Below are 24,699 nucleotides of genomic sequence, written 5' to 3' on the forward strand. Positions count from 1 at the left end.
GAGAATAAAGAAAAAGAGCATTACTGCTCTTTCTCAATCTATCTATATTCATCATCTATATATATGTATATATATTAGTTACCAAGTCACTAGTGGACTCTAAGACGTTCCTCTAGCTCACACACCATATCAGGTGGGCAGTTAACTAGGGTTCGCCCTACCAACTCATGTCGATCCTCACCCTTAAGAATATCAAGCTCTAAACCCCAAGGCCCAATTCGCGGAAAACTGATTGGCACTGAATATAGACCAGGTTCTGACATTTCAAGGTTAAAATCTCTATTTAACTCTTGCTCAGCAGAACGGGTGAATTTTGCAACAACTTCAGCATTCTCCAATGGATTCCCTTCTTTATCTAAAAGCTGAACAACAAAGAAGTTATCCTGATCCACAAACGGGGTTTCAGCAAAGCCAAACTTCACCTGCCAACCACGTCTCTCCTGCTCCAAAAGACGTTTCTGATAAGCATTATAATACGCTTCTTTCTTGTGATAGGCATTAGGAACTTCTCCGGGGAATCTAGTACTCACAAAAGCATCTTCAGCATTTGTCTTAAAGATCAATCCCTTCTCTGCCATCACGACAAAGGCACCATTTTGAATCGTTAAAACTAAGAAGAAGCCCAATATCGTAATGGGAGCCCAATGCATTCGTTTACCATCTTTATCACGAAGACTCTTCATCCCGCCAGAAGCGATAAGATAATAAGCAAATGAAGTTAGCAGATTACAGGTGATATAGAGTGTAAATACATCACCACCACGCCAATGCAAAATAGAGAAAGGAACAACAACTGCTATTCCCATCAATGCTGTAATACTCGCTGCTTGTAACGGTGTAAATCTTAGTAGCCTGTGTAAAATAATACAGGCCACTAATACTGATGCGATACCGAGCAGCATTATTGCTACAGTTTCATTCATAGACTTAAATTAATCCTCTTTTATCTCTCAAGAAATATCGCTTTCATCTGCTGCTTATCAATGACATCCCCTGTCTCTGGATCAGAAACAGTAATATCAAATGTAACCTTAGGAATAAACGCAACATTCTTGTCTTTACGGACTGCCGCATTGAGAGCTACACGCTCACCCGGCTTTAAGGTAATATCGTTAAAACGCATCGCTAACTCATAACCCTCATCCTCTACTGCGACATGAATTTTCTGTGCATCGAGCGTCAAGTTATTAAACTTCAATTCGTAAGTATTTTGAAGTCGACCATCACTTAAGAGTGTTGGCGGTTTACGGGTTGATTCAACAATATAGTGTGCAACATCTCGATGCGAAACGCTCCAAGCCAAGATTGCTGCAACAATGATGATTACAATACCATAACCAATATTTCTTGGTGTAAAGTAATTAGTCTTTTTACCCTCTAAACTATTTTCAGAAGCGTAACGTATTAATCCCGTTGGATATTTAAGGCTCGTCATCATATTGTGACAAGCATCAATACAGAGACCACACGTAATACAGCGATAGTTGATACCATCACGAATATCGATACCTGCGGGACAGACCTGCACACATAGATCACAATCGATACAATCACCGTAACCTTCTTCAATACGTGTATCACGATCTCTTAAAGCCTTCGTTGGTTTTGCTCTTCCCTTAGTTCTCTCACCTCTTGCTTCATCATAAGTGACTACGAGCGTATCTTTATCAAACATAACCCCTTGGAAACGAGCATAAGGACACATGTAAGTACAGACTTGCTCACGAGAGAAACCCGCCATAATAAAGGTTGCTGCAGTTATAAATGCGATCGCCCCATATGCTGCAAAAGGCGCTTGCCCAATAAACACAACTTTAATCAATTCTGGTGCAGGCATCCAATATGAGGTAAATGTGAACCCTGTCCATGCAGAAAAAATAAGCCAAACTAACCAAGTCAAACCGATCTTACTAATTTTCTCTCCATTCCATGGCCCTTCATGTAGACGTTTACGCGCATTACGATTTCCTTGAATGACGCTCTCAATCATAATGAATGCATCAGTCCAAAGCGTCTGGAAGCAGAAATACCCACAGAATACCCGTCCTAATACGGCGGTTACAAAGAAAAGGGAGAATGCAAAAATAGCCAAAATACCTGCTAACCAGAATATATTTTGAATATCGACAGGTAAGCTAAAGATATAGAAGGTCTTCGCCGTTAAATCGAATACGACAGCCTGTCCTGGTAGGCCAGGGCCTCTATCCCATGGCACCCAAGGTAATAAATAAAAGACAAGAAATGCTAATGCTAAAACGGAACTTTTAAAAGTTCTAAATTTCCCCTTAACACTGCGGGGGTAGATAGGAATACGTTTTGCATAAAGCGAATCACTGCTTGGAGTTGTATTGTTCTGCTCTGATAGATTATTTGCCACTCTCTTCATCCTTTATGAGCTAATGATTTTATAAGGGATTCATTATAACTAAATTTGATAAAAATCTTAAGTGTTCCCAGAAAGGAAATCATTTTTTACGTTCTAAATCAATAAAAAGGCCCTTTACTAAAATAAAGGGCCTTTGAAGATCTTTTTAATGGAGCTCTGAAGGTATCTATACTACAACCATCTCCTCACTCCATTAAGAGAACTTATTGATTAGACTCTTCCGCACTATTTCCACCTAATTGGTGAACATAGACAGCTAATGCACGAATCTGCTCCGGGCTTAAACGTGATTCCCAAGCCGGCATCACACGGTTCGTGGTATTAGGATCAACCCCGTCACGAATTTGTGGGATAATTGCCGCAACCTTCTCTTCTGGAGTCTCTTTTGAATTAATATCTACAATCTCCCAGATCTGATCAGTTAAGTTAGGCGCACCAAGAAGCGGGTTACCCTGAGCCTTACGCGGATCTTTTGTAAAGTCTACATGACATGTAAAACATGCACCTTTACCAAAGAAGAGCTCTTCACCACGTGATGTTGCCTCATCGGGAGTATAGTTATTAGAGAGTGTTAATGTATATTTAGCAACATCTTCAATCTCTTGAGGAGTCATCGTTAGTTTACCAGCAGGCATGTTACCACGGCGACCTTTAGTAATTGTCTCCTCGATCTGCGCTAAACTACCACCCCAAAGCCAGTTATCATCATTCAAGTTAGGATAGAGACCAACGATTCCTTGCGCTTGTGGACCATGACACGTTGCACAGTTATCAACAAAAAGTGTTTTACCTGCATTCTCCGCAAACTTAATCATATTGGGATCATTGATGATCTCTTCTTCTGTTTTAGCCATAAGCTCAGAGAAGTGTTCATGACGCTTCAATGCTTCAGGAGATGATTGTAACTCATTGACAAGTCTTGTACGTGTTGTCCAGTGAACTTTAACACGCTCCATCTGCGCATTATCTGCATCTTCTACATCAACTAAAAGATCCCCTGATTGTTGCACTACAGGTCGTTCAATCTCAACCTTGTAGATCCCTTTAGTATAGCCATTTGCCATCGGCCAAGTTGGGAAAAGAATCCAGTAGCCGATTGCAAATATAATCGTTCCGTAGAAAGCATAGAGCCACCATCTAGGGAGAGGATTATTATACTCCTGGAGGTCACCGTCCCATACGTGACCGGTTGTTTCTACCTCTGCATTGTTTAAATCTTTCTTATTTGTGTTTTCACTCATTATTTTATTCCTCAGTCACTTTGACCATGAAGAGATCTTTCACTTATTTGTGTCCATTGCTTTGATCTTGAGTTTTGTCTTTCTGCTCTTTCTGATCAAAGAGGAACTCTTCATCATCCATAAATGGAATATATCGATACTCATCAAACCGTTTTTTCCGAGCTTTACCGGTGAATGTGTAGATGATAATTCCGATAAAGACAGCAAAGAAGATAACAGCTGCTAAGGTTTTACTATTGCCTAAGTCTGTAAACCACATAAAGAAATCCATCATCACACGCTCTCCTTTAAATTAACGGAATTCACTAAATTCGATACCCTGGTCTTCTTTAAACTCAACCATTGTTCCTAATACCTGAAGGTAAGCAACAATTGCATCCATTTTAGTGAGACGGTCAGGATTCATATCGTAATTTCCTGCAGCTGCCTGTGCTTCTAAGTTTTGTGCCGCAAGGTCAATAACAAGCATATTGGCAACATCAATACCAAAGCGCTCTATATTTGCCTGATATTCCTCTTCTGTCTTCGAGTAAGGAACACCAGCAATGCGCGCTGCACTTAAGTGCTCCTTAACATCTGCATAGTAGAGATCATCTTCAAGCAACCAAGGATATTTAGGCATAATTGATGCCGGAACGCGGCTCTTAGGATCGACTAAGTGATCCACATGCCATTGGTTATCCATTTTACCACCCACACGTGCAAGGTCTGGCCCAATACGACGCGATCCCCATTGGAATGGTTTGTCAAATTGAGATTCTGCCGCTAATGAGTAGTGTCCATAACGCTCATACTCATCCTGCATAGGACGAATCTGTTGTGAGTGACAGTTATAGCAACCTTCCGCTACATAGATATTACGACCTAAAAATTCTAATGGTGTATAAGGACGGATCGCATCTACTTCACGAGTGACCATCACTGCATTACCATTTTCATCAAGAACGGGTTGGAAGTTCTCATCAAGCTTTACTTCTGTAACGTTCTTCTTCACTTCTTCGATCGTTCCATCAATATAGAAGAGAGGAACAATCTCGATCAACCCACCGATACTAATCACCGCAAGTGTGAAGAGAAGTAAAAGCCCTGTATTTTTTTCTAAACGTTCATGTTTAATCATTAAAATTTTCTCCTAATTACGCATGAGCTTTTGCATCAGGGATTAACGCATTGTTATCCGCTTGAGCACGAGTACCTACAATCATTGTCATTACAAAGTTAATGATCATAAGAACAGCACCCAATAAGAACATGCCACCACCAATTGCTCTGAAGATATACGGAGTATGCATAAACTTAACTGTTTCAATAAATTCGTATGCAAGTGTTCCATACTCAGGGTTAAATGCACGCAACATCATACCTTGACCGATACCCGCAACCCATAAAGAAACAATGTAGATTACAATTCCAATCGTCGCTAACCAGAAGTGAGCAAAGATCATGCGCTCGCTCCAGATCTTACCACCAAACACACGTGGAACCATGTGATAGAGTGACGCGAATGTAATCATCGCAACCCATCCTAATGCACCCGCATGAACGTGACCTACTGTCCAGTCAGTATAGTGAGAGAGTGCGTTAACAGAACGAAGACTCATTAATGGACCTTCAAATGTACTCATACCATAGAAGGAGAGAGATACCACCATGAAGCGGATAATTGGATTAGTACGGATTGAATCCCATGCACCTGACAAGGTCATGATACCGTTAATCATCCCACCCCATGAAGGAAGAAGAAGAATAATTGAGAATGTTGCAGAGAGTGAGCTCACCCAGTCTGGAAGTGAAGTCCAATGCAAGTGATGCGCACCAGCCCACATATATAGGAAGGTCAATGCCCAGAAGTGAACAATCGAAAGACGATATGAGTAGATCGGACGACCCGCCTCTTTCGGTACGAAGTAATACATCATACCAAGGAACGCAACTGTTAAGATGAAACCAACAGCGTTATGTCCATACCACCATTGCACCATTGCATCCTGCATACCGCTAAATACGTTATAAGATTTTAAACCCTCTGCGCCAAATACAGGAATCGAGATGTTGTTAAATACATGGAGAAGTGTCGTCGCGAGGATAAACGCAAGATAGAACCAGTTAGCAACATAGATATGCTTCTGTTTACGACGTAAAACAGTCATTACAAAAACAAAGAAATACATCAACCAGATAACGGCTACCGCCCAGTCAAAAATCCACTCAAATTCAGCATACTCTTTACCTTGAGTGTAACCCATCATGTAGCTGATCGGAACCAATGTAAATACAACTGTCCAGCCAATCCATACAATATATGCCAAGACTGGATAGGCTAATCTTACCTGACACGTTCTCTGCACAACATAGAAAGATGTACCGATTAATGCAGATCCCCCCATACCAAAGATAACTAAAGTGGTATGAACAGGTCTAAGGCGCCCGAACGTTAGTCCTGGCAAATCAAAGTTTAATACTGGCCAGGTCAGCTCTAACGCCGCCCAAAGTCCAGCAGATAATCCTAGTGCTCCAAAAAACAGAGTACTAACTACGAGCCCACGGATTACTCCGTACTCATAATGATCATGAAGACTTTTACTTTGTCCCATAGTTCCCCCAAAATTTAACAAACATCATTTTAAAAATGCATCCCATACTAATGTTACTCGAGCCATCATCTTACTAGAATCAAGCAGTTGTGTCTTGATATCTATCAATAATAAATAGTATCAAAGCAAGAAGCGCCAACCTCCGCAGTTCAGCGCATATTAAACAAGAGTTATACAGGCAAATCAACCCCCGTAATCATTTTGAATACTTTTACCGCATAGCGATCAGTCATTCCAGAAACGAAGTCTGTAACCTGTTGCACTCGCTTATATGGATCAGAACTAATAGCCCGCCCCTCACAGAAAAACTGATCAGGCAGGAACTTTAACAACATCTTAGTTCTTGCCCCACCCTTCTCTCCAAATTCAACCGCCTCAGTAAAAGCTTCTAGCAGAGTCTCTAAAACTTTAAATCCTGCAATTCCCACCTCTAAAACTGTATCAGAGTGATAAACGTTTGCTTGCGAATAAGCTTTAATCTCTCGAAGTGACGCTGATGCCGGAATAAGATCCAGCAAACTCTTACTAAAACGCCCTTCTAAAATTGCTGCTTCATTCTCAATGAAAGCCTTTATTGTCTGATCTACCAGTAGACCTATCGCAAATGCTCTAAGATATTCCACCCGATCTTTCGATCGAGTAAAACGACTCAATTTCTCTTCAGGTAATTTTGTCGTACTAGTAATCACAGACTCTAAAAAATGGGCTACTTGCTCACTTCCTAATAATCTTAAACGATAAGCATCCTCTAAATCTACTAGATGGTAACAAATATCGTCTGCCGCCTCTAATAGATATGCTAAAGGATGTCGAAACCAAGCCCCCTCAACTGTTGGGTGAGGTGTCATTGAAGAAGCTGTCGCGACCTCCGAAAAGAGCTTTTTTTCTGATTGAAAGTAATTGAATTTCTTAAATGCTACATTTTCATCACGGGGCTTATGTAGACTTGCACAGGGATATTTTAAGATTGAAGCTAAAACCGGGATTGAAAGCTGTAATCCACCTCTATTAGTAGAATTTTGCAACTTTGTCAAAACCCGAAAAGCTTGAGCATTTCCCTCAAAAGCTAGAAAGTCAGCTTGCTCTTCAGGCTTCATCTGTGACAAAACATCACGGCCTACGTTATTACGTTTGAAAAAGCGACTGATCGCCTCCTCACCGGCATGACCAAATGGCGGATTACCAATATCATGCGCTAAAGCGCCTGCTGCCATAATTGCCCCTAAATCAGCAGGCGTCATCTCAAAGAGCGCATTCTTACGTGCTAGATGCTCCCCAAGTAGAGAACCTAAACTGCGACAGACACTACTAACCTCTAAACTATGTGTTAAGCGAGTCCGAACATAATCGGTCTGCGCTAAAGGAAAAACCTGCGTTTTATCTTGAAGACGTCTAAAAGCAGCAGAGAAGATAAGGCGATCGAAATCTTTCTGGAAATCGGTACGATAACTCTGCACCCCCTGCTTGACCTCAACACCTAATCGCTCTTGAGGTAATAACTCCTGCCAACGTCTACAATATCGATCCATCCCTTTACTCCTTGGCATCCCGCTCTGTTAACTGGTCGATCGGCCAACGAGCTAAAAGCTTTACAGATTCGCTTTCCTCACCTCGACTCAAGCGTTCACATCCTAGATAAGCAACCATTGCACCATTATCCGTACAAAACTCTGATCGAGGAAAATAGACCTTAAAATCTTTAATGCCACTTAAACGTCTCAGCTCTGCGCGAAGATGCTGGTTAGCACCTACACCTCCCGATACCACTAAATTTTTAGCACCGGTCAGTTTTAGTGCTCTTAAAGATTTTTGAATCAAAGTATCGATTAATGCCTCCTGAAATGCAGCAGCAATATCAGGGTAGTCAGCTTCAGTTGCCTCTTCAATCGTCAATAGGGCCTTTGTTTTAATACCGCTAAAACTAAACTCTAACCCCGGGCGATTCACCATCGGTCGTGGAAAGTGGTAACGAGTAGGATCACCCTCTTCAGCCAGCTTTGCTAATTCTGGGCCTCCTGGATAAGGAAGACCCATTATCTTTGCTGTTTTATCAAAGGCTTCCCCAACTGCATCATCAAGGCTCTCACCTAAAAGGTCATAATCACCAAAATCACGCACTAAGACAAGTTGCGTATGACCTCCGGAAACCAATAGCGTTACAAAGGGATATTCTGGCCGCTCTTCCTCTAACATGACCGCCATTAGATGAGCTTCCATATGATTAACACCCAAAATAGGAATATTAAGCGCTAACCCTAAACCTTGAGCATAAGTTGCCGCAACCATTAACGCGCCGATTAAACCAGGTCCTCGCGTAAAAGCGATTCCTTCTAAATCATGAAGATTAATTCCCGCCTCTTCAATCGCAGCATTGACTAAAAGGGGAAGCTTACGAATATGATCTCTCGATGCTAACTCTGGTACTACACCACCATATTGAGCATGCAAAGCAATTTGGGAGTAGAGCTGATGTGCTAATAACTTCCTCTCTGCCCCATCGTAAATGGCGACACCTGTCTCATCACATGAACTTTCAATTCCTAATACAATCACTTTTGCCTCTGCTCAAACTAATATCCAATAAAAGATTCAATCGTAAGAATCAATAAAAGAGAATCGCCAACCAGACAGTGGCAAAAAGAAGGAGTGCCACCATCACAAGTGCTGAACCAATATCTTTCGCCTGCCCCGATAAAGGGTGATGCTCCAAACTTATACGATCTACCACAGACTCAATAGCCGAATTAACAAGCTCCATCAGAAAGATCAAAATCGCACTTCCAAGAAGAAGAGCTAACTCAACACCACTATCCGCAATCAAAAAAGCGAGCGGAACAATAACAATTCCCGCCCACAACTCTTGACGAATCGCCTCTTCATTGCGGTAAGCTGCTTGCAGACCTCTTAGAGAATATTGGGTTGCTGCAACAATTCTTGCCAACCCCTTACGGTTAGGCTTATTCATCTTTTGCATCACTTTTGTACCCTTATCGATAACCTCATTATCGATTGATCATTATCGATTGATTGACCGACTCTATACTAATTCTACCCATTGATCATCTCGATCTACTCGTATCTATCTAGTTACATCGATCGATTTAAACAAATCAATCAATATAAAAGTGACTACTGAGGCAACTCAACCTCAATAATCTGCGTTGTTTCATTCTCTTTATCGGTATCATCGAGCATCACCCATACAACAAAGGCGACTATAAGAATCAAATAGAGCCACTTGAAAGATCTTTTTGGTTTTTTCTGGTCGTAATACATATTGATATCAATTCTACTTTTTAGGTTAATTTATAGCGATAGCTTGAATTCTTAAGATAAATTACTCAAACTACTACTTCGTTTTAAATCTGAATTTAGAAATCTGAATTTGTTATTGTAGCAAATATGTGCCACTTTGAACTATAAAATATAGACACGTTAATAGATACGTTACAATCGTAGGATAATTGAGAAATTAGATGAGTAAATCTTTAGTTATTGTTGAATCCCCTGCAAAGGCAAAAACAATTGAAAAATATCTGGGCAAGGACTTTACCGTTCTGGCCTCTTTTGGTCACGTAAGACAATTAGTTCGCAAAACTGGTTCTGTTGATCCAGATAATAATTTTGCGATGAAATATGAGGTGATCCCCCAAAACCGAAAACATCTTGCTGCTATAGAGAAGGCATTAAAAGATGCGGATAACCTTATGCTTGCGACGGACCCGGATAGAGAAGGTGAAGCGATCTCTTGGCATATTTTAGAGTATCTTAAGAGTAAAAGAGCACTGACAGGGAAAAATATCACCCGTGTGGTTTTCAATGAAATTACTAAAAGCGCCGTTCAATATGCTGTAGCACATCCGCGACAGATTGATATGGATCTTGTAGAGGCACAACAAGCTCGAACTGCTCTCGATTATCTTGTCGGTTTCAATCTCTCTCCACTTCTTTGGAAAAAGATCAACCCTGGCCTCTCTGCAGGTCGCGTGCAATCACCGGCATTAAGATTAATTGTAGAGCGAGAAGATGAGATCAATGCTTTCGTCTCTCAAGAGTACTGGTCAATCTTTGCCGACCTTGCAAAAGAGAGTTCGACCTTCTCCGGTAAATTAATCGAGTATAACGGTGAAAAGGTAGAGCAATTTACCATTACCGATGAAAAGAGCGCAAATACCACTAAAGCAACACTCGAGAAGCGGTTTAATAATAAAATCCCTGTCTACAATGTTGAAAAGAAGCAGCGTCGTCGTAATCCGGCAGCGCCTTTTACCACCTCAACCTTACAACAGGAAGCTTCACGTAAACTGCGATTTAGTACAACTCGCACAATGCGAACAGCGCAAGATCTCTATGAAGGGATCAACCTAGGGGCTGAAACGATCGGTCTCATTACTTATATGCGTACAGACTCTGTCACTCTCTCTAACGAAGCGCTTGAAGATATTCGTCGCTATATTAAGAGTCAACATGGCGATGAGTACCTTCCTAAAGCACCTAGAGAATATAAGACAAAGGCAAAAAACGCCCAAGAAGCGCATGAAGCGATTCGCCCAACATCTGTCTTTAGAACTCCGGAATCGGTAAAAGAGCACCTGACTTCTGATCAATATCGCCTCTATGAGCTGATCTGGAAACGCGCCATTGCCTCTCAGATGGAGTCTGCAATCATGAATACCACCTCGATCGATTTGGGAGAAAAAGGTCTTCATACCTTCCGTGTAACAGGATCTACCATTGCTTTTCCAGGTTTTATGAGCCTCTATCTCGAGGATGTTGATGATGAAAAAGAGGAGCAGAAAGATGAAGATAAGATCCTTCCAGAAATGGCAATTGGGGAAATAATCGATCTTACCGAGATCAAACCAAATCAACACTTCACTGAACCACCCCCACGCTATACGGAGGCTTCTCTTGTCAAGTCTCTCGAAGAATTTGGTATTGGACGCCCCTCAACTTACGCCTCCATTATCTCAACGCTCCAAAATCGAGAATATGTTATTTTGGATAGTCGTCGTTTTATCCCTACCGACATGGGGAAAATTGTCGCACGCTTCCTCTCTTCAGAGTTTACTCGCATCGTCGATTATGAATTTACGGCACTCATGGAGGATAATCTCGATGAGATCGCAAATGGAGAAAAAGAGTGGATTCCTCTTTTAGAAGAATTTTGGACCCCCTTTATCGCACAATGTAATCATGTTGAAGAGAATGTCACCCGCGCTGAAGTGGCTCAGGCTAAAGTATTGGGAGAAGATCCTAAAACAGGAAAGCCAGTCTCTGTAAGAATTGGTCGCTATGGACCTTTTGCTCAAATCGGAGATAAGGATGATGAGGAGAAACCCCGTTTTGCCTCACTTCTTCCAGGACAGAGTATTGACACCATTACTTTTGAAGAAGCGATGGCACTCTTCCGCCTTCCTCGCGTTTTAGGTCAAGGAGAAGACGGCTACGACATTCGTGCAAATATTGGCCGTTTTGGTCCTTACATACAATATGGTCCACGCAAATTTGTCTCTCTAAAAGAGGATGATCCTTATAGCGTCACATTTGAGCGTGCGATGGAAATTGTAGAAGCGCATAAAGCAGCGGAAGCCGCTAAGTTCATCAACTCATTCCAAGATGGTGATGTATTGATCGAAGTAATTAATGGTCGCTACGGACCTTATATTACAGATGGCACCAAAAATGCGAAGGTCCCGAAAGAGAGTGATCCGGCACTACTAACATTAGAAGAGTGTAAAGAGCTATTGGCAAAAGCACCGGCAAAAGGTCGCCGCAAAGCTGCAACAAAGAAGAGTAGCACTAAAAAAAGTGCAGATGATAAGGCTGAAACTAAAAAAACGACCGCCAAAAAGAGCACGGCCAAAAAATCCTCTCCCAAAAAGAGCACGGCAACGAAGAGTAGTACGACAAAGAGTACTACAGCCAAGAAGAGTACAACCAAGAGCACTGCGACTAAGAAGAGCAGTAGTAAAAAGAGTAGTGCCAAGGAGAGTAGTGAGGAGTAATCATCCTCAAATAATTCTGAACTCTATCTCTACCTCTATCGCAATAGAGAGAACAGAGAGGCTAATTTTACAAAAGGGGTGGTTAAAGACACCCCTTTTTCCTCTTTATTGATAAAATGAATGCTATAACACAGAATCAATAGCCCCTTTAAAAAGAGCCTATTGATCTGCCTAGCCCTATTTACCCCTACCCTAATTTGATAAGAGAGAGTCAATTCACTATGTCACAAGAAAAACCTTATATCCTAATTATTGATGATGAAAAAGATATCTGTAACCTTGTTAGTGACATTTTACAAGATGAAGGTTACGAAGTCGCAATGGCTTATAATGGCTCAGAGGCTAAAGCGCTAAAAGCAGAGCGAGAGCCTGATCTAATTCTTCTCGATATCTGGATGCCCGATATTGATGGCATCTCCCTTTTAGGAGAGTGGCGTAATAATAGCGAGCTACACTGCCCTGTTATTATGATGAGTGGACATGGAACTTTAGAGCATGCGATTGAAGCGACTAAATTAGGCGCTGTCGACTTTCTTGAAAAGCCATTAACATTAGCAAAGTTACTCCTCGTCGTTGAGAAGACATTGGAAGAATCAAAATCAAAAACTCCTCAGGCAGAAGAGTCCTTACAGAGTGCTCCGCCGGCAATCCCTCCCTTTGAACCGATTGGTCGAAGTCAATTGATGGTAACCTTAAGAGAGAGGTTAATCGAAGCGGCTAAATCAGACACCAATGTTCTTCTTCTCCATACATTTGGCTCTGAAGTAGCCGGCATTGCAAGCTATATCCATACTTCATCAAATAGAAAAAAAGCCCCCTTCTTGGAATTGAGTTTCAACTCACTCAGCTTAAATGAAGTAAAAGAACTTATTGAAAATGCGGAGAAACGTTCACAACTCCTCCAATCGCTTGATGGCGGCACTCTCTATCTTAGCAACTTAGAGCAAGCAGATGATCGCGCACAAAAGCTGATTTATGATCTTATCCAAACAAAATCATATATCCATCCACAAACAGGCACCATTACCCCCACAAATATTCGCTATATCTTCTCAGCACAACCTGGACTCCTCTCGCTTGTTGAGAGCGGAGATTTTCTTGAACCTCTCTGGCATCAAATTAATGTCGTTCTTATCGAGATCCCCTCTCTTGCAGAACACCCTGAAGATGTGCCGGAATTAGTCAATGCCTACATCCACTACTTTGTTGATGATAAAGGCTTAACCTATCGCCACTTCTCTATTGCAGCGCAAAATCGTCTTCGAAACCATCAGTGGAGTGGCAATCATCTCGCACTTAAAAATATCATTCAACGCTTATTGGTCTTAGGTAAAAGCGATGAAGTTACACTAGAAGAGGTCAATCAAGCATTAGAACAAGATCTTAAAAATAGTAGCAACTTAACCAACTTAACAGATCATCTACCGCTCCATCTTCCCTTAAGGGAAGCTCGAGAACAGTTTGAACGAGCCTATTTGATCGCACAATATGAACGCTCTGAAGGGAATATCGCAAATCTTGCTGAATTGGTAGGAATGGAGCGAACAAACCTCTATCGCAAGTTAAAATCGCTCGATATCGACCCTAAAAAAGGTTACTAGTGGCTAATAAAAGTTAAAAATAGAGGTAAATAGGACATGACGACAGAAGTACAGATCAGCGACCAACAACTTCTCTCCAATATCAAAAAGATCTATCAACGGATCGAGAGCGCCGCAAAATGTGCTCAAAGAGATCCCAGTGAGATCTCTCTCCTCCTAGCAACAAAAGAGCAGTCGATCGATACAATTAATCGAGCAATTGCTCTCGGTTATGGGCTTATCGGTGAAAATAGAGCCCAAGAACTGATGGAAAAAGCCCCCAAACTCCTCCAAAAGATCAATATCCCTTTTAAAACACCCAGAGAGACTCACTTTATTGGTCCATTACAAGGAAATAAGGTGAATGAGGTTACAGCGTATGCAGATTGTATCCAAAGTGTTGATCGCGTCAGAATCGCTCGCCGTATCGATCGAGCCTCTCAAGCTTTAAATAAAAAAACAGCCATTTTAATTCAGGTCAACAGCTCATTAGATCCCAATAAACAGGGGTTACTTCCCGACCAACTTGCCCCATTTCTAGAGGATCTCGCCCCCTTTACTCACCTTGAGATTCGAGGCTTGATGACAATTGGCCTTCAATCTGATAATCCAGACGTTATTCGTGCAGGATTCTCTACATTAAGAGAGTTGAGTGAAGAGATGAGGCAAAAAGGCTTACTTCCTGAAGATGCTAAAGAACTCTCTATGGGAATGAGTGGAGATCTAGAGCTTGCAATTGAAGAAGGCGCCACCATTATCCGTATCGGTAGCGATATCTTTGGTGCAAGAAAACCCTCAAAAGAGGTATAAACCTCAAAAATAAACACTAAGAGATAGAGTGGAAATAGATCCTATTTTGATCAACTTTCCACGAAGTCCTTCAGCTAGAACAATCTCCCCTAAGGCCGATATATCGCTAGGAATGAGGCAAACCATATAACAAACTTTAGAGCTTTAAGAGTAAGATTTAGAAGAATATTTAAGAAAAACTCAAAAAAAATTTAAGAAAAATAGATAAAAACACTTGAAGTCTAAAAATTCGTTCCCATATTGTACTCAGAGAATGAAGTAGGCTAAAGAAGATGAAAGATAAATTGAAAGATTTTAAGTTGTAAAGAGAAGTAAGGGAAGTTTAGAGCAGAGATCTAAGATCTCTTATGAATTGTGTTAGATCAACCTTTTCTCATCGATATTAATATCGATATTGATCTGATTGATCTTATGGAACTTTAAAACCTCATAAATCTGATTTAAATCTGATTAATTCTGACTTTAACGCATTACTCAACAACAATTATTAACAATCATTGATTCAATAATAAGTGACAATAAAGGAAATAAAATAATGGCTAAAATTATTGGTATTGACTTAGGTACAACTAACTCATGTGTTGCCGTAATGGAAGGCGATAAAGTGCGCGTTATTGAGAACGCAGAAGGTGATCGCACAACCCCTTCTATCGTGGCATATACTCCCGATGAAGTTTTAACAGGTGAGCCGGCGAAACGTCAGGCAATTACCAACCCTAAAAATACACTCTATGCAATCAAACGTCTTATTGGCCGTCGCTTTGATGACGCAGAAGTACAGAAAGATCGTGAGATTGTTCCCTTCTCTATTATCAAAGCTGATAATGGCGATGCATGGGTTGAAGTCTTAGATAATCAGAAGATGGCACCACCAGAAGTTTCTGCACGTGTCTTAATGAAGATGAAAGAGACTGCCGAGAAATATCTTGGTGAGAAAGTAACAGAAGCCGTGATCACTGTTCCTGCGTACTTTAATGATGCGCAACGTCAAGCAACAAAAGATGCAGGTAAGATCGCAGGTCTTGATGTAAAACGTATTATCAACGAACCAACAGCAGCTGCTCTTGCCTATGGTCTTGATAAAGACTCTAAGGGTGAGAAGAAAGTTGCAGTATTCGACTTAGGAGGCGGTACATTTGATATCTCCATCATCGAAATTGCTGACTTTGATGGCGACAAACAGTTTGAAGTTCTCTCAACTAATGGTGATACTTTCCTTGGTGGTGAAGACTTTGACAATGCTATTATCAACTACCTTGTTGAAGAGTTCAAAAAAGAGACCGGTATCGATCTCCAAAATGATCCTTTAGCGTTACAACGTCTTAAAGATGCAGGTGAAAAAGCGAAAATCGAACTCTCCTCTGCACAGCAGACAGAGATCAACCTTCCTTACATCACGGCAGATAATACAGGACCAAAACATCTTAATATCAAGATGACACGCGCAAAACTTGAAGCGTTAGTAGAAGATCTTATCGATCGTACGCTTGAGCCATGCCGTGTAGCACTTAAAGATGCAGGTCTTTCTGCGAGCCAAATCGATGATGTCATTCTTGTCGGTGGTCAGACTCGTATGCCTAAAGTGCAAGAGAAAGTTAAAGAGTTCTTTGGTAAAGAGCCTCGTCATGATGTGAACCCAGATGAAGCTGTTGCATCAGGTGCTGCGGTACAAGGCGGTGTATTAGGTGGTGATGTCAAAGATGTTCTCCTTCTTGACGTAACTCCACTCTCTCTCGGTATCGAGACAATGGGTGGCGTGATGACTAAATTGATCGAGAAGAATACAACGATCCCAACAAAAGCAAGCCAAGTATTCTCTACAGCACAGGATAATCAACCTGCGGTAACGATTCATGTATTACAAGGTGAGCGTCCACAAGCTTCTGAGAACCACTCTTTAGGTCAGTTTGATCTTTCAGACATTCCACCAGCACCACGCGGTGTGCCACAAATCGAAGTAACATTTGATATCGACTCTGATGGTATTATGAATGTTTCAGCAAAAGATAAAGCGACAGGTAAAGAGCAATCTATCCAGATTCGTTCAAACTCTGGTCTCTCTGAAGATGATATCGAGAAGATGATCAAAGATGCTGAAAAGCATGCTGAAGATGATAAGAAGTTCCAAGAGCTCGTTTCTGCACGCAATATGGCTGAACAGATGATCCACGCTTCTGAAAAATCACTTAAAGATTTAGCAGATAAAGTAGAAGAGTCTGAAAAAACAGCGATTGAAGCAGCGATCGAAGAGCTTAAAGAAGCCGTAAAAGGCAGTGATCTTGCTGATATCAATGCAAAAACTGAGAAATTAACAGAACTTGCGGGTGGGCTTGCACAGAAAGCTTATGCAGAACAAGGCGAAACAGCTGAAGGTCAAGAAGCGAAAGATGACAATGTTGTAGATGCCGAGTTTGAAGAAGTAAAAGATGACAAAGGTGAGAAGAAGTAATTCTCTTTCATCATAAGTACTCTATGAAGGATACCTCGAAAGGGGTATCCTCTTTTAAAGTCTAAACAAACAGAATTGATATTGGTCGTAAAAATAGTCAATAGAGATTCGATAGACAAGACTCTCAAATAGAGTTCTCATAAGAACATCGATAAAGATGAACCATAGATTTAATATCGATTAAACATCTTATCAATCATGATTTAATAAGTGCCCAAAGTAATAGGAGTGGTGATAGTGATTAATCTAACACTGATCTCTCGCTAAGAGCTTAAAGGTTAATCTGAAAGCTACCCACTTACCCACCTTCTGTAATCTAGATTGATAATCTGTTTAACTGCAACAACCAGAAGAACAAAGATAGATATATGAAGATCTATTTGTATTCAGATCTATTCAATCCTATTAACTAGGCATTAATAGTAGAAATATTAATATAGATACTCAAAGCACTAAAGGTATTAAGGATATTAAAGATATTAAAAATGTTGAAGAGAGTGATATTTAACCAATACCGATAGTTTAAATAGTAAAACAGTAAAATAGTTATTACAGAAATCATTTATAGAAGATAGTGATAGAGTCAAACGATAGAGAAATTAAGGAATAAGCATATATGGCGGAACGCGATTATTATGAGGTCTTAGGCGTAGCGAAAACAGCGACACAAGATGAGATCCGTAAAGCTTACAGAAGACTTGCTGGAAAATATCATCCAGACCGTAATTCGGAGAATAAAGAGGAAGCTGAAGCGAAGTTTAAAGAGGTTCAGAAAGCCTACGAAGTTCTCTACGATGAAGAGAAACGAAGAATGTATGATCAATTTGGTCATGCAGGTGTCAATGGTCAAGCTGGTGCTGGACAGGGTGGATTTGGCGGCTTCGGCGGCGCTGATTTCGGCGATATCTTTGGTGATATGTTTGGTGATATCTTCGGCAATCGTGGCGGTGGCGCACAAGGTGGTCCCCGTGCATATCGTGGAGAAGATATTGGTTACCAGCTCGATATTACCTTAGAAGAGGCTGTCTTTGGGACAACAACCCGAATCACTGTACCGACAAAAGTTCATTGTCACTACTGTAATGGTAGCGGAGCTGCTGAAGGATCAGAACCTGTTACCTGCCCAACCTGTCACGGTTTAGGACAAGTTCGTGTATCACAAGGCTTCTTCTCTGTACAGCAGACCTGCCCTGACTGTCATGGTCGCGGCAAGAAGATTACCAATCCTTGTAAACATTGCCATGGTAGTGGCAGTATTCGCAAGAATAAGACACTTGAGGTTAAAGTACCGGCTGGCGTTGATACTGGTGACCGAATTCGCCTTTCTGGTGAAGGTGAAGCTGGTGAAAATGGCGGGCCGAATGGCGATCTCTACGTACAGATCCGCGTGAAGAAACATGCCATCTTCACTCGCGAAGATGAAAACCTCTACTGTGAAGTGCCGGTCAGCTTTACAACCGCAGCATTAGGGGGCGAGATAGAAGTCCCTACCCTCGATGGACGCGTTAACTTAAAGATCCCGGCAGAAACACAGACAGATCGAGTCTTTAGATTACGCGGAAAAGGGGTTAAGCCCGTTCGAGGCGGTGCGCAAGGTGACCTCTACTGCACAATCAAAGTAGAGACCCCGGTTAAATTGAGCAGCGAACAGCAAGAGATGTTGCGTAAATTTGGTGAAACATTAGGGGAAAATCACGCACCTAAACAGAATAGTTGGTTAGATAAAGCTAAACGTTTTTTCGAAGATTTAGGTAAGTAAAATCATTAACTCGCCCTCTTCAATGGAGCTATATAATCCCCTATGGCTCTATATAGATCATTTATAATCTATCTCGATCAACATCAAGATGAGAAGAGGTCGATGGGATAATGAACCTACTAGCGATTGTAAGCTAGCATCTTCGCACTAAATCCCAAACAAAAGCCCAAAGAGTTCATTAGCTCTCTGGGCTTTTTACTTATCAGCTTTTTTATCAGCTTTTATCAACTTTTCTATTATTTGCTCGGCTCTACATGAATCTCACGCCATGGCTGATAGAGAAGAAAATAAGCAATCGCACCTGAAATTCCGGAAACCCCCATCACTACTGTTAAAAGCTCTTGATGATGTGTCACGATATAACTTGCAATCGCGCCAACAAAAAATTGTGTTGCTGAGTTCAGTGCCATTGCCGCTCCTGCTCGATGATAGTTGAGTTCAATAATTTGAGAGACAATATTATTCCCTATAAAGCCAGATACACACATCAAAAGGAAAGTTGAGAGGAAAAAACCAATGAGAGATTGATCTCCCCAGAACAACATAATAATGCCGGCAAGACTGATCCATACAAGCCCAAAAAGGATCAAAGTGATCACACTAAAACGTTTGAGACAGAGAATATTGAGGAGCGCACTAATAATCACTCCAACAATATTGAGTCCAAATAGAATACTAAAATGGAATTCACTTAAGCCATATTGCGCTTGATAGAGATAAGAGGAACCGGTGACATAAGCAAATACAACACCCGCGGGCAATGCACAACCGAGCATAGCGCCTAAGGAGCGGCGATCTCTCAAGATCAAACCGTAATTTTTAAAGGTCTGCGCAATACTGATATCACCTCGATCCTCTTTTTGATAGGTCTCTGGCAGAAAGAAGAAGGTCAGAAAAAAAGCAGCGCTACCAAAAAAAGTTAAGACCCAAAAGAGCGCCTGCCAACTCTTAAAGAGATAGAGTACCGCAACACCGATAAGAGGTGCTAAGAGTGGCGCAATCATCATAATCACCTGCACCACCGACATCATCACCGCAACCTCCTTCCCCTTAAAGACATCTCGAATTACCGCGCGCCCGACCACCATACAGGCGCCGGCACCAATTGCTTGAATCAAGCGTAGTGCCTGCAAGCCTTCAATTTGCGAAACTAAAGTACTTAAGATACTGGTTATGGAGTAGATAATCGCTCCGATTAAGATAATATTGCGTCGACCATATTTATCGGAGAGAGGCCCATAAAACATCATTCCGACACAGAGTCCTAACAGAAAGAGCGTTAAGGTCTTTTTAACTTCGGCATCGGTGGTTCCAAACCCCTCCTGAATCTGTAAAAATGCCGGTAGATAGAGATCGATCGACATCGGAGCAAAAGCCCCCATCAGAGTAATGATAATGACCAGTAGAGGAACACCAGGGAGTTTTTTAGGAGTATAGAGAACCATAAATATTGATCGACCTAATCATTAAATTTTAAAATCGTAGAGTGAGAACTTAAATGAAAACTCAAGAAATGAAGACTCAAGAATCCATGAACTCAAGAGTTCATTACCATTTACCAATCTCTACAATAAGTTATTGAGAATGGAAATTATATCATATCTACTATCATTTAGAGTTAAGAAGCAATCTATTTAAGATGTATGAGCTAGGCTATCAGCAATTCATTATCAATATCGTGCAAGATACTGTAAAATGGTGGGCTTATTATTTCATTGAGTAATGGCCGTTTATCGATACCCTTTAAGCAATACTCTTTAACAATACTCTTTAAGAGAATCGCAAAGTAGCAAAGACGTAGAGATACTCATAAAATAACGACTGACCGATTGAGTCTTTTTTAAAGCTGGAGATCAAAGAGCATGATTCAAATCTACAATAGCCTAACACGCAAAAAAGAACCGTTTATACCGATTAATCCTGAACAGATTAAGATGTATGTCTGTGGAATGACGGTCTACGATTATTGTCATATTGGTCATGCTCGCTCTCTTGTTGCCTTTGATATGATCAATCGCTACTTCCGCCATCGGGGTTATAATCTCAAATTTGTCCGCAATATTACCGATATTGATGACAAAATTATTGCCCGCGCTAATGAGCGGGGAATTACGATTGATGAACTTACGGCTGAGTTTATCGAAAAGATGAATGAGGATTGTGATGCACTCAATATCTTAAAGCCAGATGAAGAGCCCCGTGCTACAGATCATGTTGCCGGCATGCTTACAATGATTGAGCAATTAATCGAAAAAGGACTCGCTTATCATGCTGATAATGGCGATGTCTACTATCGCGTTCGCCAATTTAAAGATTATGGTAAGCTCTCCAATCAATCGATCGATGAGTTAAGAGCAGGAGAACGCATCGCAATCGACCAATATAAGGAAGATCCCCTCGACTTTGTTCTTTGGAAACATGCAAAAGCGGGAGAGCCCGCATGGGATTCCCCCTTTGGACCTGGTCGCCCCGGTTGGCATATTGAATGCTCTGTGATGAGCGCAGAACATCTTGGGGAGCATTTTGATATTCATGGCGGTGGAATGGATCTTAAATTCCCCCATCATGAGTGTGAGATTGCCCAATCTGAAGGCTGCCACGATAAACCGATGGCAAATTATTGGATGCATAATGGCTTTATCAACATCGATAATGAGAAGATGAGTAAATCGCTCGGTAACTTCTTCACTATTCGCGAGATTCTTGAGCTCTACCCTGCTGAAGTCTTACGCTTTTTTATCTTAAGCACTCATTATCGCAGCCATATTAACTACTCAACGGATACCATCACCCAAGCAGGAAATGGTCTAAAGCGTCTCTATACTGCACTCGCTACAGCGCCTGAAGAGATTGTTCCGATGCCGGAGAGCCATCCAATATTGGATAATTTCTACGCAGCTATGGATGATGACTTTAATTCTCCCTTAGCAATCTCCATATTACATGAAGTAGCGAACAACTATAATCGAACTAAAGAGCCTGTTTACTATACGCTTTTAAAAGAGTTAGGTGCTGTACTAGGAATCTTACAACAAGATCCAACCCACTTTTTACAGGGGGATACAGAGCACTTAGCGATCGATATTGATGCAATGATCGCTGCCCGTAATCAAGCGAGAGCCGAGAAGAATTGGGCTGAATCAGATCGTATACGAGATGAACTTGCCGCATTAGGCATCGCGCTTGAAGATAAAGATGGTCAAACAACTTGGAGAAAAATATCATGATTAATCCAGAAACTGGCGAATCACTTGTCGATTTCCCAACCCACTTTGCATTTAAAGTAACGGGGGAAAATAGTGACGACTTTGAAGAGCTGATTATCGGCTTAATGAAAGAGGTTGACCCTAAACTAGATCACGATCGTATTAAGCGTAATATGAGTAAGTCTGGTAAATATATCTCTTTAACTATAGAAGTCTTTGTCACTGAACAGGGACATATCGATAAAGTCTATGAGTTATTAAAAGATGAAAAGCGTGTGCTTTTCGCAATCTAAGATTGCAATCTCAATCATAATTTAGGTTATCATTTCGTTATAGATCATACAGGTCATACAAGTCATAACTTATAACGAATACCTGCAAATAACCGCATCTCAGAGGTCCACAAGTGTGGACCTCTTTTTTTATTCTCCCCATCTCATCTGCCTTGTAGATCCCTTGAGATCCCTTGAGATAGATTAAGATACTTTTGAAAATGGTATAAAAAGTGACAAACCTCTTCTTATTATCGGGAGGAGCATCAAGAAGAAAAACAGGAAGATGCGACAAGCGCAAAAAGGTGCTATTCTGCTCAATGGGCTGAATCGAGAGCGATTCAAAATAAAGGCAACAATAAAGAAATAATAAGTTAATCTCATATCGACAAGGGAGAGAAAGTATATGTCGGGCAATAGCATCGGAAAATTATTTTGTGTAACTACCGCAGGAGAGAGTCACGGAAAGGCATTAGTTGCGATTGTTGATGGTTGCCCTCCAGGAATCGAAATTAATGAAGAGATGTTACAGGTCGATCTTGATCGCCGTAAGCCGGGGCAATCACGCCATACAACTCAACGCAGAGAAGCGGATCGAGTCACGATACTCTCTGGTGTTTTCGATGGTAAAAGTACCGGAACCTCTATCGCCCTACTCATTGAGAATGAGGATCAGCGCTCGAAAGATTATAACGATATTAAAGATCTCTTTAGACCTGGTCATGCCGATTATACTTATCACCATAAATATGGAGTACGTGATTATCGCGGTGGTGGGCGCTCTAGTGCGCGGGAAACAGCCATTCGTGTCGCTGCCGGTGCAATTGCAAAAGCTGTACTGAAAAAACTTTATGGTACTGAAATTTATGGTTATCTCTCACAATTAGGGCCGATCAAACCAAGTCAGTTCCAAAAGGCAGCCATTGAAGCGGAAGGAAACCCCTTCTTCTGGCCTTGCTTAGAGGATATGGCCGAGCTAGAAAACTATATGGATCAACTCCGCAAATCTGGAAACTCTATTGGCGCGAAAGTCACCGTTATTGCCGAGAACCCTCCTGTCGGTTTAGGAGAGCCGGTATTTGATCGCTTAGATGCCGATATTGCACATGCCATGATGGGAATTAATGCCGTAAAAGGGGTCGAAATTGGTGATGGATTTTCCGCTGTAGAAGCGCTTGGTACCGAATTTAGAGATGAGATCACATCTGATGGATTTCTCTCTAATCATGCAGGTGGAATCCTCGGGGGCATCTCCTCAGGTCAACCTATCATTACCCATATCGCCTTAAAACCCACCTCAAGCCTTCGCTTAGAAGGAAAAACTGTGGATATTGACGGCAATGAGACATCAGTCATCACCAAAGGGCGACACGATCCATGTGTCGGTATTCGCGCAACCCCCATCGCAGAAGCGATGTTAGCGATTACCCTGCTCGATCATGCACTACGCCATCGCGGACAGACCGGCCAATAAATATTATCGATCAATGAGCCTCTTGACCTATCGTTCATCATAAATTACGCTTCAATAGAGAGGGAGGTTCTTATCACCACTATTCTTCACAAAAGTAATAAGAACTTCTTTACAGATGGGGATTAATATGATTTCAAGGTATTAATCCTTTTTAACCTTTATTTTATGCTCTTTAAAAATTTAGCAATAAATCAATAAGTTACACAGCATGAGAAAATAATAGGTTTTTAAAGGCAAAAGCGCCTTAAACTTAGACTACTCAGTCCTTTTAAGGCTTAAATCTATAGTTAACTGCCGTATAGGCAGCTTAGAAATTCTGATAAGATTCGGCCGCCTTGACCAATACGTTAACTGCCGTATAGGCAGCTTAGAAATATGTTTCAGAATCACAATTAGATCCGCGTGAGTTAACTGCCGTATAGGCAGCTTAGAAAGAGTTGGTGCATTCAAGATGGGTGCAGAAAGTGTTAACTGCCGTATAGGCAGCTTAGAAATTGCTCGAGGAGTACTATTATAGCGTGGAGGGGTTAACTGCCGTATAGGCAGCTTAGAAAAAATATGAATTTTGACGGCGCTATCTCTATATGTTAACTGCCGTATAGGCAGCTTAGAAATGATTTAGTGCGCGTTGTTGAGCGTGCAATTGGTTAACTGCCGTATAGGCAGCTTAGAAACTGCGCAATTGATAGACTTATAGTCAATCTTTGTTAACTGCCGTATAGGCAGCTTAGAAAAAATTAAACTTCTATTAATTCTTGCTCTAATTGTTAACTGCCGTATAGGCAGCTTAGAAAGTATTCATCTTCCCGAATCTCTTCAAATGTGCGTTAACTGCCGTATAGGCAGCTTAGAAAAGCTCATTAATGTGATATTTAGGGGCAAACCAGTTAACTGCCGTATAGGCAGCTTAGAAACAACCG

18 protein-coding genes and 1 CRISPR repeat array (1 of these 19 cut by a window edge) are annotated in these 24,699 nt (G+C 41.3%); of the genes, 8 read left to right on the forward strand and 10 right to left on the reverse strand.

The genetic code is table 11. From position 1 onward, the window contains the following. Positions 1-89: 89 nt before the first annotated feature. From DC082_RS02770 to DC082_RS02810, 9 genes are all read right to left on the reverse strand, one after another. Entirely contained in the window at positions 90-923 is an 834-nt protein-coding gene (locus DC082_RS02770; protein WP_109235656.1) for a FixH family protein, read from the reverse strand. Positions 924-943: 20 nt separating this feature from the next. Next, on the reverse strand, positions 944-2,377 hold the full coding sequence (gene ccoG, locus DC082_RS02775; RefSeq protein ID WP_229821539.1) for a cytochrome c oxidase accessory protein CcoG: 1,434 nt from the start codon (positions 2,375-2,377) through the stop codon (positions 944-946). 212 nt (positions 2,378-2,589) lie between these two features. Further along, on the reverse strand, positions 2,590-3,627 hold the full coding sequence (locus tag DC082_RS02780; RefSeq protein WP_109235658.1) for a cbb3-type cytochrome c oxidase N-terminal domain-containing protein: 1,038 nt from the start codon (positions 3,625-3,627) through the stop codon (positions 2,590-2,592). Positions 3,628-3,670: 43 nt separating this feature from the next. Further along, on the reverse strand, positions 3,671-3,901 hold the full coding sequence (locus DC082_RS02785) for a cbb3-type cytochrome oxidase subunit 3 (protein WP_109235659.1): 231 nt from the start codon (positions 3,899-3,901) through the stop codon (positions 3,671-3,673). 18 nt (positions 3,902-3,919) lie between these two features. Then, positions 3,920-4,744: a cytochrome-c oxidase, cbb3-type subunit II gene (gene ccoO / locus DC082_RS02790; RefSeq protein ID WP_373296269.1), complete on the reverse strand. Its 825-nt coding sequence runs from the start codon at positions 4,742-4,744 to the stop codon at positions 3,920-3,922. A 19-nt stretch (positions 4,745-4,763) separates the two neighbouring features. Further along, positions 4,764-6,221 (reverse strand): cytochrome-c oxidase, cbb3-type subunit I, encoded by a 1,458-nt coding sequence (ccoN, locus tag DC082_RS02795; RefSeq protein ID WP_109201391.1) that lies wholly within the window; start codon positions 6,219-6,221, stop codon positions 4,764-4,766. Positions 6,222-6,391: 170 nt separating this feature from the next. Further along, positions 6,392-7,750: a deoxyguanosinetriphosphate triphosphohydrolase gene (locus tag DC082_RS02800; RefSeq protein WP_109235661.1), complete on the reverse strand. Its 1,359-nt coding sequence runs from the start codon at positions 7,748-7,750 to the stop codon at positions 6,392-6,394. A gap of 4 nt (positions 7,751-7,754) precedes the next feature. Beyond that, positions 7,755-8,774, reverse strand: coding sequence for a tRNA (adenosine(37)-N6)-threonylcarbamoyltransferase complex transferase subunit TsaD (gene tsaD, locus DC082_RS02805; RefSeq protein ID WP_109235662.1), 1,020 nt, complete (start codon positions 8,772-8,774; stop codon positions 7,755-7,757). A 49-nt stretch (positions 8,775-8,823) separates the two neighbouring features. After that, on the reverse strand, positions 8,824-9,186 hold the full coding sequence (locus DC082_RS02810) for a diacylglycerol kinase (RefSeq protein ID WP_109236172.1): 363 nt from the start codon (positions 9,184-9,186) through the stop codon (positions 8,824-8,826). A gap of 511 nt (positions 9,187-9,697) precedes the next feature. Between DC082_RS02810 and DC082_RS02815 the strand changes: the two genes are divergently transcribed. The 5 genes from DC082_RS02815 to dnaJ all read left to right on the forward strand — a co-directional run bounded on the left by DC082_RS02815 (position 9,698) and on the right by dnaJ (position 18,827). Beyond that, the gene (locus tag DC082_RS02815) at positions 9,698-12,229 is read left to right on the forward strand and encodes a DNA topoisomerase I (protein ID WP_109235663.1); all 2,532 of its coding nucleotides are present in this window, start codon (positions 9,698-9,700) and stop codon (positions 12,227-12,229) included. A gap of 221 nt (positions 12,230-12,450) precedes the next feature. Then, a complete protein-coding gene (locus tag DC082_RS02820; RefSeq protein WP_094567120.1) occupies positions 12,451-13,830 on the forward strand; it encodes a sigma-54-dependent transcriptional regulator in 1,380 nt (459 codons plus the stop codon). A 36-nt stretch (positions 13,831-13,866) separates the two neighbouring features. Then, complete coding sequence (locus DC082_RS02825; RefSeq protein WP_109235664.1) at positions 13,867-14,619, forward strand: YggS family pyridoxal phosphate-dependent enzyme; 753 nt, start codon at positions 13,867-13,869, stop codon at positions 14,617-14,619. A 535-nt stretch (positions 14,620-15,154) separates the two neighbouring features. Then, positions 15,155-17,068 carry a molecular chaperone DnaK gene (gene dnaK / locus DC082_RS02830; protein WP_109235665.1) on the forward strand — a complete coding sequence of 638 codons (1,914 nt, stop codon included), beginning with the start codon at positions 15,155-15,157 and terminating at the stop codon, positions 17,066-17,068. 616 nt (positions 17,069-17,684) lie between these two features. Further along, positions 17,685-18,827 (forward strand): molecular chaperone DnaJ, encoded by a 1,143-nt coding sequence (dnaJ, locus tag DC082_RS02835; RefSeq protein WP_109235666.1) that lies wholly within the window; start codon positions 17,685-17,687, stop codon positions 18,825-18,827. A 236-nt stretch (positions 18,828-19,063) separates the two neighbouring features. On the opposite strand, the gene DC082_RS02840 is transcribed toward dnaJ, so the two are convergent. After that, entirely contained in the window at positions 19,064-20,272 is a 1,209-nt protein-coding gene (locus tag DC082_RS02840; protein WP_109235667.1) for a multidrug effflux MFS transporter, read from the reverse strand. Positions 20,273-20,689: 417 nt separating this feature from the next. Between DC082_RS02840 and cysS the strand changes: the two genes are divergently transcribed. The 3 genes from cysS to aroC all read left to right on the forward strand — a co-directional run bounded on the left by cysS (position 20,690) and on the right by aroC (position 23,779). Continuing rightward, positions 20,690-22,054, forward strand: coding sequence for a cysteine--tRNA ligase (gene cysS, locus DC082_RS02845; RefSeq protein ID WP_109235668.1), 1,365 nt, complete (start codon positions 20,690-20,692; stop codon positions 22,052-22,054). Then, complete coding sequence (locus tag DC082_RS02850) at positions 22,051-22,326, forward strand: HP0495 family protein (protein WP_094567114.1); 276 nt, start codon at positions 22,051-22,053, stop codon at positions 22,324-22,326. The genes cysS and DC082_RS02850 overlap by 4 nt, the downstream gene beginning before the upstream one ends. Positions 22,327-22,711: 385 nt before the next feature. Continuing rightward, positions 22,712-23,779 carry a chorismate synthase gene (aroC, locus tag DC082_RS02855; protein WP_109235669.1) on the forward strand — a complete coding sequence of 356 codons (1,068 nt, stop codon included), beginning with the start codon at positions 22,712-22,714 and terminating at the stop codon, positions 23,777-23,779. A 286-nt stretch (positions 23,780-24,065) separates the two neighbouring features. After that, positions 24,066-24,699: a CRISPR direct-repeat array (repeat unit 28 nt; unit sequence GTTAACTGCCGTATAGGCAGCTTAGAAA); it runs 233 nt beyond the window's last position.

The organism is Ignatzschineria indica (assembly GCF_003121925.1).
GTDB lineage: Bacteria > Pseudomonadota > Gammaproteobacteria > Cardiobacteriales > Wohlfahrtiimonadaceae > Ignatzschineria > Ignatzschineria indica.